The sequence below is a fragment of the Roseburia sp. AF15-21 genome (assembly GCF_003479505.1).
Lineage (GTDB): Bacteria > Bacillota > Clostridia > Lachnospirales > Lachnospiraceae > Roseburia_C > Roseburia_C amylophila.
In genome coordinates this window covers 59,465-76,517 of the sequence record NZ_QUHG01000008.1, presented here as the reverse complement: position 1 = coordinate 76,517, position 17,053 = coordinate 59,465, and the positions used below count along the sequence as shown (strand labels likewise).

Here is a 17,053-nt window from a genome sequence, read left to right as displayed (position 1 = left end):
TGTTCCTATGCACCTTGCCGGCACATCCTTGTGCCGGCATTGCCTAATATCTAACGAAATTCCAAGTGCCCTTAACAGCCCTTAAAATGCATCTGCACTTCGGCGAACACTCCTGCTATTCTTCAAAATTCAAAAAAACATATTTATAACTGGCTGATTACCAGCACATCATTTTCACGAATCACAGTATTTCCGTTCGGTATCACAACCTTCTCATTCCGCTTTAGAACAAGAACCAGCTTCTCTTCTCCCAGTTTTATTCTGGATAATGGCTTTCCAATCCACTTGCTGTCTTTTTCGATTGGGATTTCTGTCAGACAGATGCCAAGATTTTCTTCCGGAGATAAAGCACTTAAGACAATCTTGTCTCCGGCAAGCACTACCGTGTTGCCATTTGGAATGATACGCTCCTCGCCTCTTAGAATCAGCACCAGTAATAAATCCGGCAGGGAAGCAAGGTCTTTTATCTTGCGGTTCTCCCATGGATGTCCCGCCTTGATGCTGATTTTAACAAACTCCACCGGCATTTCATCGGAGTAGTCACTGAAGGTCTTCATGACGTTGCCATTTTCGTCTATCATGTCAAGCTTCTTCGCCACCAGTCCAAGCAGTGTACCCTGAATACTGATAGAGAACAGGACAATGAAAATAACTATGTGGAACAAATCATTTTTCGTATATGCCGGGCTTACTGTTGCCATAATTGCAAATACTATGGATGCCGCTCCACGAAGCCCCGCCCAGGACACCAGAAGCTGCTGCTTTACCGGGCAGCGGAATGGCATCAAGATAGCAAATACAGAAACCGGCCTTGCCACAAATGTTAAAAATACCGCAATTGCCAGTGCAATCGGCAGTATCTTCGGCAGCTGGGATGGATATGCCAGCAGACCAAGCAGGAAGAAAATCAGCATCTGCATCAATCCGGTGATTCCGTCAAAGAAATGCACCAGTGATTTTTTGTGATGAAGGGGAGTGTTGCCAAGGATAATTCCGGCAATATATGCTGCCAGATAACCATTTCCATTTATCATGGATGCTCCGGCGTAGGATACCAGTGCCATACTGAATACAAATATCGTATCAAATCCATCCGTTGCAAAATTCACTTTTTTTAAAATGAATGCTGCTGCCAGTGCCACAACTACCCCCACTAATATGCCAAAAATAATCTGTGAGAATATCATGACAACCAGCGAAGAACCACTTAATTTTCCGCTCATTATCGTTAATATAATTACGGTCAGCATATAAGAACATGGGTCATTACTACCACTTTCCACCTCCAGCATGGATGCAGTATTGTTCTTAAGATTCAGCCGTCTGGAACGAAGGATTGAAAAGACCGATGCCGCATCCGTAGAACTGATTACAGAGCCAATCAGCATACTTTCCCAGAAATCCATTTTCAATATAAAATGACAGAATGCTCCGGTTGTTACTGCGGTCAATATAACACCCACTGTTGATAATAATACTGCTTTACCAGCCACCGGCTTTGCCTGTTTCCAGTTGGTTCCAAATCCACCGTAAAACATGATAAAGATTAAGGACACCGTACAAATCTGTTCGGCAATCGTAAAATTATCAAAAGGAATCTTTAAAATTCCATCTGTTCCAAACATCATGCCAAGAAGAATATATGCCAACAGCATTGGAATTCCCAGTTTGTTGGACATTTTATTCAATGACAGGCACAATAAAATCACTGCTGCTACCAGTAAAATATAGCTTGTCATAAATACCTCTCTTTCCTGTTTTTATTTACCTGTTGCTCTTACGTCTTCTTCTATCCCCTTTTCTTTTATTACCTCTACCTATTCCTTCTTTTCTTCTGCCTCCATGATACTTCCTGCCTTTACCAGTCCTCTCTGCAGTGCATCCCTTGCATTCTTCCAAGGCTGCTCCTTATAACGGTAATCATTCTTACAGATGAACCATTCTAAATCATCCCGCACCCTCTCATATCCGTTAATAAAAGTCTCATTTAAAGTCATCAGAAATTCATTCAGGTATTTCTTACCCATATATTCCGGGGCACCGGAAAACAGAACTTTATAATGATTTACACAAAAGCCTTTGGATGCTGCAAACTGTTTGCGGAAGTCCTCTTCTTTTTCATATAAATAGTAAATGGTATTGATATAATTTGTAAAGCTGTGATTAATGTAATCACACACAAAGCACTTTTTCTCTTTTTCTTCCACAAAGGTAATCACCGGATGGACCGTCTGGCTCTTTTTCCTGAAAAGTACAGCTGCCTGAGGCAGTGGTGCTTTCATTGCTTTTTTTAACTCCTTAGCTGTCTTATCCATATGGGTCTTTAACATCATGGCAAGTCCTAATTTATTCGGATATTCATATAACATTTCCAAATGCTTCTGACAGAAGCCCTGTTCATCGCTCTGCTCCCGGATATCTCCCTCCATATAACTTGCGCCCGGTCCAATGGTATAATTGATAGCATTTTCTTCTAATTTCTGATACATTCTGCAGACCGGACATTCGCTTTCCTCTGCAAATGCATCCTGTATTGGTATCGTATAAATCTCTGTTTTCATTTTAATCTCCTTAAAGATACACAAAAGGGTATTCCATATGCACTCCTTCGGCCTGTGGAATACCCTTCTCTTTGCAATTGTATACCGTTTATTACATCATGTTTTTCTCTACTTCTTCTTTCATGGAAGAAACATTAAACTTACGGATATTTTCATCCAGTTCTGCTACTACAGAAGTAATTCTGGCAGTTGCATTCTTACATTCTTCTACCAAAGCTTCAAACTCATTCATTGCCTCAGATGTATCTCTGGCACTTGTTGTATTTGTCTCTGCTGCTGCAGCAAGCGAATCCATTTTCTCTTCAATGGCACTCTTATGTTCATTCAAGCCACCGACTTCTGAATTGATTCCCTGAATAGAAGTGCTGACACTTTCAATTTCATGATTCAAGGCAGTAAAGATTGTCTCTGTCTCGCGAATCTTTGCATTCTGCTGTTCAAATGCTTCTGATACTTTTCCGGTAATGTCTACACTGACATTAGAATTATCAATCAGTTCATTAACAATTTTATTAATCTGCTCTGAAGACTCTCTGGACTGGTCTGCCAAGGTACGGATTTCTTCTGCAACTACGGCAAATCCTTTTCCCTGTTCTCCTGCCCGTGCAGCTTCAATACTTGCATTTAAAGCAAGCAGATTTGTCTGGCTTGCAATTCCTGCAATAATCTCTGTTGCAGTACGAATCTGTAAGGCAGACTGATTGGTTCTGTCTGTCTGGCTCTGCACTTCATCAATAGACTGCCTGTTCTGTCTGCTGATTTCCACCAGCTGCTGCATAATCACCTCTGCTGATTCATTGCAGTCTTTCATTTTTAATGCACTGTCCGAAAGAAGTGTAATATTGCTGGCAATCACTTCAATGGCATTACCGATTTCTGCTACTTTCTGCTGTACATGCTGTGTTTTCTCTGCCTGTGAAACGGTATTATCTGTAATGGAAGCAACTTCACCGCTCACCTGATCCAACGCTTCATTCATAGTGTCAAAGGACTGGCTGAATGTCGTAGACAGTTCGCTTAATTCCCTGCTGGCTCTACGGATTCCGGTTACAATCTGTGCAAAGCTTCTTACCAAATCATTGGCAGAGCCTAACAATTTGCTGATTTCATCATTTTTTTCATTATGTTTTGGTTCTTCTAACTGAAGGCTTCCATCCGCAATCTTATCCATACTTCCAATTACAGCTTTCAGTTTTCCGGCAATTGCTACTGCAAGCCACAGGGAACCTGCCACAAATACCGCTAAAACCACAATTAAAATAATCGTTCCCACACCTGCATTTAATGCTGTATTCTGTACCAGATGCATTATGATAATTCCGGCAAGTCCAACCAGAAAAATCGGGAGTGAAATTACTGCAATTAATCCAAGTGCCAGTTTCTTTCCTATATTACTTTTTTCTGAAGATTTACGTTTTTCTGCCATTACTGCACTTCCTCCTTATAGCTCTTATCTCTTATTCTTATTCTTATTCTTATGTATTATCTTTTTATCCGGTTATCTTTAAATAAGCTGCGGAAAATGCCGGCATATCGAGACCACCCTGAAATACCGCTTTTTCTCCGGTCAGCAGGTCAACTGCTTCTGCTGCTCCTGCATCAAAGGATGCATGGAAGGGATTCTCTTCCAGATTGATTGCTACAAGAATCCGCTCACCTTCAAAGCTTCTCTCAAATACAATCTGCCGGTTTGTTAAGAATACCTTTCGGTAGCTACCATAGCAAAGTGCTTTTTCCGATTTATGAACCTTCGCCAGTCTGGAAATATAATCGGTAAGTTCATTCCATTCCGGTGCTTCAAAGGAAGGACGGAGTGCTTCATCCCCGCCATTTTCCTTCTTTCCCTCTGCTGCCCATTCACCGCCATAATAGACACATGGAATGCCAGGAATTGCAAACAGCATTGCATATACCAGTGGAAGATGTTCTTTTTCCTTTAAAGTGCTTGCCAGACGGTTCACATCATGGTTATCCAGAAAATTTAATAAATGTTTGCCCTGATACATTCCACAGAAATGCTGCTCCAGGGTATAATTGATTTCAAAGAGGTTGCGGTCATTAAAGCTGGACCACATTCCCTTATATGCCTGATAATTTGTTACACTATGCAACATATTCTGTTCATCCAGAAGACGGTTATAATCACCATGAATCATCTCGCCCAGGAGATAAAAATCATCCTTTTTCGAATCTACGAACTGACGTAATCTTCTTACAAAATCCATATCCAGACTGTATGCAACATCCAGACGCAGTCCGTCAATATCAAATTCTTTTATCCATCCTTCTACTGCTGAAAAGATATGCCGGATTACTTCTTCATTCCGCAAATTCAGTTTTACCAGCTCATTATGTCCTTCCCAGCCTTCATAGGAAAGTCCGTCGTTATAATTATTATTCCAGCCAAAATTCACATTTGTGAACCAGTCCTTATATGGAGAATTCTCTCTGTTTTTCAGTAAATCCTGAAATGCAAAGAAGCCTCTTCCCACATGGTTAAACACTCCGTCCAACACTACTTTGATATTGTTGTCATGTAATTTTCCACATACTTCTTTAAAGTCCTCATTGGTTCCAAGTCTTACATCTAACTTTGTATAATCCCTGGTATCATAACCGTGACGGTCTGATTCAAAAACCGGACAGAAATATATTGCATCCACTCCAAGCTTTACCATATGCGGAATCCAATCTTCCACTTTCTTTATCCGATGAGCCAGAACACCATCATTTTCTGTTGGTGCCCCGCAAAATCCCAATGTTGAAATCTGATAAAATACACTGTCATATGACCACATAAAAACTGTTCCTCCTGTCTGTCCATCATGTGCTGTGGTTTTTCCCGCTACCTGCGGAATAAAGAATGTGCCTTGGCACATTCCCGCGCCTGCGGCGGTCGCTTGCGGCATCTGCCTTATACGCCGCAGTGTGCATCCTCGCGGAGCGTTTTTTCCTTTACAGGAAAGCAATTTCCTGTAAAGGAAAAGAGGACGGTTCCTTTTGCGGGAACCGTCCTCCTAACTTCTTCCCTCTGCCTTCGCCCATGTTGTTTCAATTACATTTATTATAACATAACTTTATAGCATAAGGGAATTTTTTTCTTGCATTTTTCCTAATTTTTTTTGATTTTCATAACGTTATTTTGTTATTTTTCAACACCGGTAAGCTGATATCCTGCTTTTTCAATCACTTCTGCAAATGCTGCATCCGGAATCTCTTTGTCCATGGTTACTTCAGCACTCTTTGTCTCAAGGCTGACAGCTGCCTGTACTCCTTCCATGGCATTTAATGCTTCTTCCACATGTTTCTTGCAATGTTCACACATCATTCCTTCAATTTTAAGTGTTTCTTTCATTTTATTATCCTCCTTATAATTTTCATTATTATCTGTCACTTTTTCTGTTGTCTGTTCTGTCTGACTTCCTGTTGCTTTTTCCGCTATCTGTTCTGCCACATTTCCTGCCGTCTGCTCTAATCGCTGCGGCTTAAAAAGCTTTAACCGGAGAGCATTGCAAACAACACAGACGCTGCTTAAACTCATGGCGGCTGCACCGAACATCGGATTTAATTTAATATGAAATGCCGGGTATAAAACGCCTGCTGCCAGTGGAATTCCAATGCTGTTATAGAAGAATGCCCAGAACAGGTTCTCCTTGATATTGCGGATAACCGCTTTGCTTAACCGGATGGCTGTTACGGCATCCATCAGATCATTCCGCATCAGTACCGCATCTGCACTTTCGATTGCCACATCTGTTCCTGCTCCAATGGCAATTCCTACATCAGCTCTTGCCAGTGCCGGTGCATCATTGATTCCGTCTCCAATCATGGCAACCTTATGTCCCTGCTGCTGCAGTTTGGCAATATGCCGTTCCTTATCCTCCGGCAATACTTCTGCAATTACTTTTGGAATTCCAAGCTTCTTACGAATAGCTTCGGCGGTACGTTTATGGTCTCCGGTCAGCATTACTACCTCAATGTGCATCTTACGGAATGCTTCAATAGCATAGCGGCTGGTTTTCTTTTCCACATCTGCTGCTGCAATGATACCCAGAAGGCTGTTGTTTTTCGCAAAGATTAATGGAGTCTTTCCTTCTTCTGCCAGCTTGTCCAGAGTATCTCCAAGGTCATCCAATGACACTCCCTTTTCTTTCATAAAGGCTTCGTTTCCCGCATAATAAGATGCATTTTCGTCTTCTGCCTCAATTCCTCTGCCCAGAATTGTCTTAAAATTCTTCATGGCAAGGGGCATAATCTCCTGCTCCTTCGCATACTGCAGAATTGCCTGTGCCAGCGGATGCCCGCTTCCCTGCTCAACGCCTGCTGCAATTGCCACAAATTCTTTTTCGTTTAATTCTGTGGTTCCAACACTCACATCTGTAACTCTTGGCTTACCTTCTGTTATGGTTCCGGTCTTATCCATAACTACGGTATCGATACTGTGCGCCGTTTCCAGTGCTTCGCCGGACTTAATCAGGATTCCGTTTTCTGCACCTTTTCCGGTTCCTACCATAATAGCTACCGGTGTCGCAAGTCCAAGGGCACACGGACAGGAAATAACCAGCACCGCGATTCCAATAGAAAGTGCAAATTCAAAGGTTGCCCCACTGATGAGCCAGATGATTGCAGCAATTAGGGCAATTGTAATAACCACCGGCACAAATACTCCTGCAATCTTATCTGCCATCTTGGCAATCGGTGCTTTACTGGATCCAGCTTCTTCCACCAGATGAATAATCTGGCTGATGGTGGTATCTTCCCCGACCTTGGATGCACGGATTTTCAAGAAACCATTCTGGTTAATAGTTGCGGAAATTGCAGTATCTCCCACTTCCTTATATACCGGAATGCTCTCCCCTGTAATGGCAGATTCATCGAGGCTTGACTGTCCCTCTTCAATCACTCCGTCCACCGGAACGGTTTCACCGGGACGAACCAGCACCAAATCACCTTTTACCAGTTCCTCTGCCGGAACCGTAACTTCTTTGCCATCTCTTAAGACCTTTGCCTGCTTCGGAGCCAAGTCCATCAGCTTCTCAATAGCTTCACTGGTCTTTCCTTTGGAACGGCTCTCTAAATATTTTCCAACAGTAATCAAAGTCAGAATCATTCCTGCAGACTCAAAATAAATATCCATGCTGTACCGGCTTACCAGTGCTATATCCTGATGTCCCAGGCCATAACCAATCCGGAAAATGGCAAATACACCATAGATAACGGAAGCCGATGCCCCAAGTGCAATCAGCGAATCCATATTCGGGCTTCTGTGCACAAAAAGATTCTTAAATCCTACAATAAAATATTTCCGGTTCAGATACATAATCGGAAGCAGCAATAAAAACTGGGAAAAGGAAAATGCCAGTGCATTCTCATCTCCGTGAAATGCAGCCTTGATAAATCCCGGTACCGGAATTCCAAACCATTCATAAAACATATGGTGCATGGAAATATACATCATCGGAATCAGAAAAATAACAGACCAGATCAGACGGATTTTCATCTCATGAATTTCCTGCTCTGCCTTATTTATCTTTTTCCCTTTGCCGGTACGTTTCTCATTTCCGGCATTTGCCGGTGCAGCACCATAACCTGCCTTCTCTACTTCTGATACAATGATATCTTCATTGACCTTATTCTCGTCATAGGACACCTGCATACTGTTGGTCAGCAGATTTACGGATACATTTTCCACTCCGTCAATCTTTGACACACACTTTTCCACACGGGAAGAGCATGCAGAACACGTCATACCTGTGACTTCATAACGTTCCTGTTTCACACTTTTGTCCTCCTCTATTTCATCAGTTTCTGAAGGGTCGCACAAAGCTCATCCACCGCTTCTTCCTTTCCGGCACGGATGTCATCCACCACACAGGATTTGATATGCTCCGCTAACAACACTTTATTAAATGAGTTCAGTGCAGAATTAATTGCAGACACCTGCGTTAAAATATCCACACAGTAGCGGTCTTCTTCCAACATTTTCTTTACACCCCGCACCTGTCCTTCAATCCGGTTCAAGCGTTTTAATAAATCCTGATATTCTGCTTCCTGTCTGTGCTTCTTCCGTCCACAGCAGGATGGGCACATCTCTTTTTCTTCTGCCATAGTCAGGCTCCCTTCTATCTTCACATTCCAATACACATTTCCCGATAGCCACATACCCCCTACCGGTATGCTCATATTATACCCCCTCAGGGTATTTGTCAATCATTTTTCCATTGAATGTTCCAATTCATATTCAAGCCATCCTCTTCCGCTCTATGATATTATCTTGACTTTTCCTATGATTTATGCTATTTTCATAACGCTAAAACTGGTGTGGATTTTTCTAGTCTGACTACTTTTCGCCACACAATTATCCTTGTGATAATTGTGTGGCGTTTTTTACTTTACAGGAAATTGCTTTCCTGTAAAGTAAAAAACGCTCCGCGAGGATGCACACTGCGGCGTATAATGTAGATGTCGCAAGCGACCGCCGCAGGTGCGAGAATGTGCCAAGGCACATTCTTTGTTCTTTCTCACACTTTGGATTAGTGAGAAAAAGAAAAAAGGAGCAATTATTATGAATGAATATTTTATGAAAGAAAAACCGATTTTACCACTGCTGACTACCATGGCACTTCCTATGGTTATCTCCATGCTGGTAAATTCTCTTTATAATATTATAGACAGTCTGTTTGTGGCTAAAATCAGTGAAGATGCCATGACTGCCCTTTCCCTGGTCTATCCAGTGCAGAATTTTATCAATGCTGTGGCAATTGGATTTGGTGTCGGAATTAATGCTTTAATTTCTTTTCACCTTGGTGCAAAAGAAGGGGAAAAAGCCAATATTGCTGCAACCCATGGGTTCTTCTTTTCTATTTTGCATGGTGTCATTTTAACGATTGGAAGCATTGCCCTGATTCCTACGTTTTTAAGCCGCTTTACCACCGACAGTAATGTTCTTAAGTTAGGTGTAGAATATGCAAATATTGTATTTGTATTCAGTATCATTATTATGATGAATTTAACCTTTGAAAAAGTCTTTCAGTCTGTCGGCAGAATGAATGTCTCCATGATTGGACTGATGCTAGGCTGTATTGCCAATATCATTTTAGACCCGCTTTTGATTTTCGGAATTGGCTTTTTCCCGAAAATGGGAATGCGCGGAGCTGCCCTTGCCACCGGTATCGGACAACTGCTGACTCTTATTTTTTATCTCTTTGCCTATTTTCTGCGCCCAATCAGTGTACGGATTAGCAGAAAATATCTTATCCTGGATAAACATCTTGATTTGAAATTATATGGTATCGGCATCCCTGCCATCTTAAATCTGGCTCTGCCGTCCTTACTGATCTCATTTTTAAACGGACTCCTTGCCGCATATGACCAGTGTTATGTGGTAGTCGTCGGAATCTATTACAAGCTGCAGACCTTCCTCTACCTTCCTGCCAATGGAATTATCCAGGGGATGCGTCCGCTGGTGGGCTTCAATTACGGTGCCGGTGAAATAAAGCGCGTAAAGAAAATCTATCATCTTACCCTCTGTATGAACGGTGTCATTATGCTTCTTGGTATGATTATCTGCTTTACTGCATCACCTTACCTTATCGGAATGTTTACAGACAATGCCACCACAATTTCCGCGGGAAGCAATGCCCTTCGGATTATCTGCTGTGGTTTCCTGATTTCCACCGTATCCATTACTGCCTCCGGTGCTTTGGAAGGGCTTTCAAAGGGCGGACAGTCCTTAATTATTTCACTGCTCCGTTATATCCTTTTTATCATTCCGCTTGCTTTTGTTCTCTGCAAAGCCTTTGGTCCACAGTGCGTATTCCATGCCTTCTGGATTACGGAAATTCTCACTGCCGCAATTGCAGCCCTGCTGATGAAATCAAGCCTCCGGCTTCCGGGCACACAGGCATAAAATACATTAGAGAAAGCTGCCAGCAAAATTTTGCTGACAGCTTTCTCTATGCTATTTCTTATACATATATAATTGTTACGCCGGAAAAATTACATTCTCCGGTAAGTATCACACTGTGCACACCATCCGGTACATTCCGATTTTTCTCTTCCACTGCACCAAATGCTGCATGGACTTTATTTATCATTGCCCAGCTCTTTGGAATATAAAGCTCTACTCCGGAAAAGGATGCATCCAGATAAATCGTTGCCTGTGGCTGCTGCATCATTGCATTATCAAAATACACTTTCATGCTGCCAAAGCTGCAGTCCAAGGAAGCAGACTGGAAATCATCCGTATTCACATATTTGATGGATGCGCCAAAGGAGGTATCGAAAGAAATCCGGTTACCATCCTCTTCATCTATAATGGTCTCATAGTCCGTATCTTTTTTCTTTTTCCAACATTTTGTGGTATTCTTCTTAAAAATGATACCGAAGCCGATGGATAAAAGCAGTGCCGCTCCAAGTATCGGCCATGGTGTAATCGCCTGTATGCCAAGCTGTTCATCATAAATAATTCCTAGAAATGCCAGTGAAAAAAAGATTCCGGTAAATCGAAGCTTTATCAGGCTGCTTAATAAAATACAACCGAAAAATATTGTTCCGATTACCGTCCAGAAGCCAATGCCTTCCACCAGTCCCAGTTTGCTTACAATCAGGAATACCGCTCCAAAAATCAGAAACAGTCCCCAAAAGATTCTCTCTTTTTTCATTTTCTTATCCTCTTTTCTTCCAGTTTACATTTTAATGGTTTGTAGTAATATCTTGATACATATACCTGTTTATGGCTTCCCATAAATTCCACCACACTTGATGCCGTAAGATTTCTTGTAATGGAGTAAATCCGGTTGGTATTTAAAATCGTGGATTTGGAAACCCTCATAAAATGTCCCGGCAACAGTTCTTCCAGCTCATACAGTTTATATCTGGTCTGATACATCTTATCTGTTGTATGCACCCATACCTCTTTGGTCTCTGTCTCAAAAAACAGGATTTCATCCAAAGACAGATAGTATTCCGTATCTTCCTTATAACAGATTAACTGCTGTTTTCCGGTAAGCACCTGTGACACGGCTTCCTGTATTTTCCTTACATTTTCATCTAAGGATCTGCAGCGAATCAGCACTTCATCCTCTATTAAGTTTTCGTCTAATTCAATCCGTATCTTCATTGTCGTTCCTTCCTATGTCACTCATTATACACAAACACATTTTTCTGTAAATGCCTTTGGAATAAGTGGTAAGAAATACGAACCAAGTGGTAATTATTTCCGTTCTTTTTCTTCTTTCAGACGCTTCTCAATTGCTTCTACCACCGTACGAAGCACTTTAATTCTGGCATAATACTTGCAGTCTGCCTCTACTAAAATCCATGGTGCATAAGTGGTAGAGGTACGAATCAGCATTTCATCCACTGCCTTTTCATAAGCATCCCATTTCTCACGGTTGCGCCAGTCCTCATCGGTAATCTTCCACTGCTTTGCCGGGTTTTCCATACGCTCCTTAAAACGACGCTCCTGCTCATCCTTATCAATGTGCATCCAGAATTTTAAAACAATGGTTCCATGATGCGCCAGCTGCTCTTCCATTTCGTTCATCTCATGGTAAGCACGCTTCCATTCTTCTTCCTGACAGAAGCCTTCGATTCTCTCAACCATAACGCGGCCATACCAAGAACGGTCAAATATTGCCACATGACCATCCTTTGGAAACTGTTTCCAGAAACGCCACAGATAATGATGTGTTTTCTCCGCATCATTGGGTGCTGCCACCGGATTTACCTGATAGCCCCTTGGATCCAATGCCTGGGTCAGCCGTTTAATGGCTCCGCCTTTTCCACCGGCATCCCAGCCTTCAAATGCCAGCACCACCGGAATCCGGTATTTATAAAGTTCATTATGAAGCTCGGAAAGTCTTGCCTGAAGACGTGCAAGTTCTTTTTTGTACTCCTCTTTTTCCATCTTCTTTGAAAGGTCAACTCCAGCCAATACGGAGCTCTCAAGTACCTGCTCCTTTTGTGATGCGGCTCCTGCTTCCTGCAAAGTATCCTTTTCCTGTTTTATTTCCTGCGCCTTTGTTTTCTCCTGCTCCCTCTTCTCCTGTTCGGCTTTCTTATCTGCGATTGCCTGCTCCAACACAGAAACTACGATTTCCGTCATCTTTGCTGCTGCATATTCCCGGTCGGTGCACTCTAAAATATGCCACGGTGCATATTCAGAATCCGTCTTTTCCAGCATTTCTTCATTCATGGCAAGATATTCTTCATAATGCTTATTCCTCGCCAAATCGTCCTTTGTTACCCGCCATGCAGTCTTCTTATCTTCCAGAAGCTTATCAAAACGCTTCTTCTGCTCCTTCTTTGACACATCTGCAAACAATTTGATAATTACCATGCCATCATCCGTTAATTGTTTTTCAAAGGAACAGATTTCTCCAAACGCATAATCAAGCTGCTCCTTTGTGGTCACACCGTCAAAGCGGTCCACCAACACTCTCCGGTACCAGCTTCTGTCAAAAATTGCAATTCTTCCCTGGGATGGAATCTTCGTCCAGAAACGCCACAGGAACGGATGCATTTTTTCTTCCTTGGTCTCCACTGCGGTAGCATAAACGGAAAATCCCCTCGGGTCTAAAGGCTCAATGATTTTATTAATCAATGTTCCTTTTCCTGCTGCACCAAATCCCTCAAATACAATCATAACCGGAATCTTCTGTTCCTTACAGGCTCTCTGCAGATAGGATAACTTTGGCTGCAAATCGTCCATCCACTCCTTATATTCCTTTTTCCCCATCTTCCGGTTTAAATCTACCTTCTCTAACATCGCATATCCTCCTTCACTTATAACTCCACAATACGTTGCATTTTTATATATAGAAATAGTATAATATTTTTCTTGAAGAATATCCAGTCTAATGGGTATAATGAAACAAATATGTGATTGCGAAAAGAAATTATTATTTCAAAAGGCTGTATTCGAAGCACAGTGGCTTTGAATACAGATCTTTTTCAAATAAAACACCGCTTTTTCGCAATCACCGATATGTATCAATAAAAAGGAGACTCACTATGAAATTTATTTCTTGGAATGTAAATGGCTTACGTGCCTGTGTCAATAAAGGATTTTTAGATTTCTTCCATGAAATCAATGCAGATGCATTCTGTATTCAGGAGACTAAACTGCAGGAAGGACAGATTGACCTTTCCCTTCCGGGCTATTACCAGTACTGGAATTATGCGAAGAAAAAAGGCTATTCCGGCACTGCCATCTTTACCAAAAAGGAACCTCTTTCTGTAAGCTATGGCATTGGCATCCCGGAGCATGATGAAGAAGGACGTGTTATCACATTAGAATATGAAAACTACTATCTCATCACCTGCTACACACCAAACTCCCAGAGCGAACTGGCAAGGCTTTCCTACCGTATGGAATGGGAAGATGCTTTTTTACAGTATTTAAAGGGATTAGAAGAAAAGAAACCGGTTATTTTCTGCGGTGACCTGAATGTTGCCCACAAAGAAATTGATTTGAAGAATCCGAAAACCAACCGTAAAAATGCCGGATTTACAGATGAAGAACGGGAAAAATTCTCTGTTCTTTTAGAGAATGGTTTTATCGACACCTTCCGTTATTTCTACCCGGAACAGGAAGGCATCTACTCCTGGTGGTCCTACCGTTTCCACGCAAGGGAAAAGAATGCCGGATGGCGTATTGATTATTTCCTGGTTTCCCAGCCCTTAAAAGAGAAGTTAAAGGGAGCTGCCATTCATACGGAAGTCCCTGGTTCCGACCATTGTCCGGTAGAACTGGAGATAGACTGCTAAATTTAAAATGGGTAAAAAGCTTTCCTTCCATCAGCTTTTACCCATTCTTTTTTTCTACAGATACTTCTTTTCAAAGTCCTCAGCACGCATTGGCTTGCCATAATAATAGCCCTGAATATACTGCACCTTCATGCTGCGGAGCTTCTCCACCTGTTCCGTTTCCTCTACCCCCTCTACACAAATCCGTACTCCGATGGTCTCTGCCAGTTCTGATACCATCTTTACAAAGGCCTCTGCATACTCATCTTTTCCAATGTCAATGATAAAGCAGCGGTCTATCTTGATAATGTCAATCGGCAGCTCACGGATATGGTTCAAGGAAGAATAACCTGTTCCAAAATCGTCCAGTGCAACCTTTACTCCAAGGCTCTTGATATCCGAAAGAATCCTCTTCATACGCTTCATATCGTTAATTGCAAGGCTCTCTGTTACTTCAAGGGTAAGGTTTGCCGGATCCATCTTTGTCTCTTCCAACACTTCCCTGACTTTTTCTTTCATATCATTCTGCAATAGCTGTACCACCGAAAGATTTACATTGACATGATACTCCGGATGTCCCATGTCATTCCAGTATTTACAACGGTGGCAGGCTTCTTTCAATGCAAAGCTTCCGATTGGATTGATAAGTCCTAAATATTCTGCCAGTGGAATAAATTCAGACGGGGAAATCATCCCCATTGCCTCGGAATTCCAGCGGATAAGTGCCTCTGCTCCACTACATGGATCTCCCGGTCTGGAAATATCCACAATCGGCTGATAATACACCTCAAATTCCTGGCAGGAATTTGTAGTGGCATAACGCATATTCTTCTCTAAATCAAGCCGCTTAAAGGATGTTGCTTCTACATTCTCATCGTAGAATTCTATACGGTTTTTACCGCCTTTTTTTGCTTCGTATAAAGCAATATCTGCTTTTTTGATTAATTCCTGTACATTGTCTCCGTCATCCGGGAAACATACCACCCCCATACTCATGGTACAGTAGTAATCTCCACCTTTTAAGAACCACGGCTTGGAGAAAATATTCCTAATCTCTGTTAAAATCTCATCCAGACGCTGATATTCTTCCTGATTAACAATGATGATAAACTCATCACCACCCATGCGGTAGCAGGTAGAATCCAGTCCGGTCACTCCCTGCAGGCTTCTTGAAATCGTCTGCAGCAGAATATCCCCATACTGATGTCCCAGACCATCATTAATATGCTTAAAGTCATCCAGGTCAATATAGCAGAGCGCTCCCTTGCCACCCTGTTCCCTGGCTCTCTGGATATAGATTTCCACATCATGCTCACAACGCATTCTGTTATAAAGTCCCGTCAGGAAATCATTATTCGCCTGGCGTTCAATCTTCTGCTGATAAAGCTTTTTATCCGTCACATCATAAACCGTCAGCAGCATAACCCTTCTGCCATCCACCCAGTTAATCTGGGTATGATAAATGTCAAAATACCGGTTATCCTCTTTGGAATAATATTCTACAAAATTACCATTTCCATAACGCTTATTACCGGAACGGAAAATCTCATCCTGCTGCTTTTCAAACCGGCCATCTGCAAATAACCTGTGAAACTGCTGGTTCGTATAAAGAATCTTCTCCGAAAGCATATCCCTTACACAGATTCCACAGCCTACATTTTCAAGGATTGCCTCTAAGGATGCATAAGAACTTGCCAGCGAATTCTTTGTAATCCGCTTAATCAAAATACTCTGCACAATCTGTTTTACTTCATTTAAAAATTTAATATCGGAAACATCCCAGATACGGCGTTTCCGCAGTTCAAAGAAGCATAAATACATGGCAGCTTCCCCGTTAATCTCTACCGGCAGGCTGATTGCCGCCTGAATATTCCATTTTTCAAAAAACTGTGCAAATGCGGGCGGCAGTATGGAATCTGCTGAAATCATATAAGGCTTGCCATTGGTAAAAGGAAATTCTGATGTGGAAATGCCCTGGCATTTTGCAATCAATGCATCCTCTTCCTCCAGACAGCATTCACTTATCATATCCGCAGTCTCGCCATCCCGGTTAATACGGAGCAATGCTGCATTACTGATTTTCAGATAATTGCATACATCTGTCAGAATTTCGTCTGCAATTTTGGAAAAGCCATTTTCACTCTCCAGCATTTTCACGATAGAAGTCATGACCTCTGTACGCTGTAATTCTGTCTTAATCTGCTCCTGGCTTTCCCTGTTTTTGGCAAATGCTTCCTGTGCCAGAAGCTCATCCAACTTTGTAGCAAAATACTGTTTGGATATATAGGTTAAAAAATCAAGTGAATTGTAATACTGCTTTGTCGTAGTCTTCTGGATATTCTCCGGAATCTCCTGTTCTGGTGCGGCTATATCAGAAAGCACACCAATGACAATCCAGATTGCTGCAATCTTACCGCCTACACGGATTGCAACACCGTTCATTTTCAAATAATCCTCTTCCAATGGTTCTTCCACTACATCTTCCATCTCAGAGGTAATCAGTCTGTTCAGCAGCACAATATGGCGTGCCATACCGACTTTTTCATGAATATAATTCAGTTCTTCCTTGGAACCATATGCCTTGGTCACAACCCCCTGCATCTGACTTAAGCATACACAATATAAATTATTACAGGCACAGAAACGGTCCTGTAATCCCTGAAGCACTCTTCCGTCGAGTAATTCCGCTCCAAACATTAACTCATTACTCCCCTGCATATCCAACTTCTGCTTCATTTTTG

At 42.0% G+C, this 17,053-nt stretch carries 12 protein-coding genes; 2 read left to right on the top strand and 10 right to left on the bottom strand.

Annotated features, from left to right (window positions below; all coding sequences use genetic code 11):
• Nucleotides 1-143 precede the first annotated feature (143 nt).
• The 6 genes from DWW33_RS11485 to DWW33_RS11460 form a co-directional block, all read right to left on the bottom strand.
• Nucleotides 144-1,739 (bottom strand): potassium/proton antiporter, encoded by a 1,596-nt coding sequence (locus DWW33_RS11485; RefSeq protein WP_117947427.1) that lies wholly within the window; start codon nucleotides 1,737-1,739, stop codon nucleotides 144-146.
• A 78-nt stretch (nucleotides 1,740-1,817) separates the two neighbouring features.
• Complete coding sequence (locus DWW33_RS11480) at nucleotides 1,818-2,561, bottom strand: DUF6062 family protein (protein ID WP_117842000.1); 744 nt, start codon at nucleotides 2,559-2,561, stop codon at nucleotides 1,818-1,820.
• 91 nt (nucleotides 2,562-2,652) lie between these two features.
• Nucleotides 2,653-3,987 (bottom strand): methyl-accepting chemotaxis protein, encoded by a 1,335-nt coding sequence (locus DWW33_RS11475; protein WP_118639567.1) that lies wholly within the window; start codon nucleotides 3,985-3,987, stop codon nucleotides 2,653-2,655.
• Between the two features lie 64 nt (nucleotides 3,988-4,051).
• Entirely contained in the window at nucleotides 4,052-5,359 is a 1,308-nt protein-coding gene (locus tag DWW33_RS11470; protein ID WP_117698062.1) for an alpha-amylase family glycosyl hydrolase, read from the bottom strand.
• 347 nt (nucleotides 5,360-5,706) lie between these two features.
• Entirely contained in the window at nucleotides 5,707-8,340 is a 2,634-nt protein-coding gene (locus tag DWW33_RS11465; protein ID WP_118639566.1) for a heavy metal translocating P-type ATPase, read from the bottom strand.
• A gap of 14 nt (nucleotides 8,341-8,354) precedes the next feature.
• Nucleotides 8,355-8,669 (bottom strand): metal-sensing transcriptional repressor, encoded by a 315-nt coding sequence (locus DWW33_RS11460; protein WP_118173245.1) that lies wholly within the window; start codon nucleotides 8,667-8,669, stop codon nucleotides 8,355-8,357.
• Between the two features lie 457 nt (nucleotides 8,670-9,126).
• Between DWW33_RS11460 and DWW33_RS11455 the strand changes: the two genes are divergently transcribed.
• On the top strand, nucleotides 9,127-10,470 hold the full coding sequence (locus DWW33_RS11455; RefSeq protein ID WP_118639565.1) for an MATE family efflux transporter: 1,344 nt from the start codon (nucleotides 9,127-9,129) through the stop codon (nucleotides 10,468-10,470).
• Nucleotides 10,471-10,528: 58 nt separating this feature from the next.
• Here DWW33_RS11455 and DWW33_RS11450 read toward each other — a convergent pair whose 3' ends face one another.
• The 3 genes from DWW33_RS11450 to DWW33_RS11440 form a co-directional block, all read right to left on the bottom strand.
• On the bottom strand, nucleotides 10,529-11,224 hold the full coding sequence (locus tag DWW33_RS11450) for a LiaF transmembrane domain-containing protein (RefSeq protein ID WP_117842005.1): 696 nt from the start codon (nucleotides 11,222-11,224) through the stop codon (nucleotides 10,529-10,531).
• Complete coding sequence (locus tag DWW33_RS11445; RefSeq protein WP_117698057.1) at nucleotides 11,221-11,682, bottom strand: LytTR family DNA-binding domain-containing protein; 462 nt, start codon at nucleotides 11,680-11,682, stop codon at nucleotides 11,221-11,223. The genes DWW33_RS11450 and DWW33_RS11445 overlap by 4 nt, the downstream gene beginning before the upstream one ends.
• A 93-nt stretch (nucleotides 11,683-11,775) precedes the next feature.
• On the bottom strand, nucleotides 11,776-13,332 hold the full coding sequence (locus tag DWW33_RS11440; RefSeq protein ID WP_117947432.1) for a phosphate--AMP phosphotransferase: 1,557 nt from the start codon (nucleotides 13,330-13,332) through the stop codon (nucleotides 11,776-11,778).
• A 245-nt stretch (nucleotides 13,333-13,577) separates the two neighbouring features.
• On the opposite strand from DWW33_RS11440, the gene DWW33_RS11435 reads away from it, so the two are divergent.
• Nucleotides 13,578-14,333: an exodeoxyribonuclease III gene (locus DWW33_RS11435; protein WP_117947433.1), complete on the top strand. Its 756-nt coding sequence runs from the start codon at nucleotides 13,578-13,580 to the stop codon at nucleotides 14,331-14,333.
• Nucleotides 14,334-14,387: 54 nt separating this feature from the next.
• Here DWW33_RS11435 and DWW33_RS11430 read toward each other — a convergent pair whose 3' ends face one another.
• Nucleotides 14,388-17,048, bottom strand: a complete 2,661-nt coding sequence (locus DWW33_RS11430) for a sensor domain-containing phosphodiesterase (RefSeq protein ID WP_117698053.1) — start codon at nucleotides 17,046-17,048, stop codon at nucleotides 14,388-14,390.
• Nucleotides 17,049-17,053 lie beyond the last annotated feature (5 nt).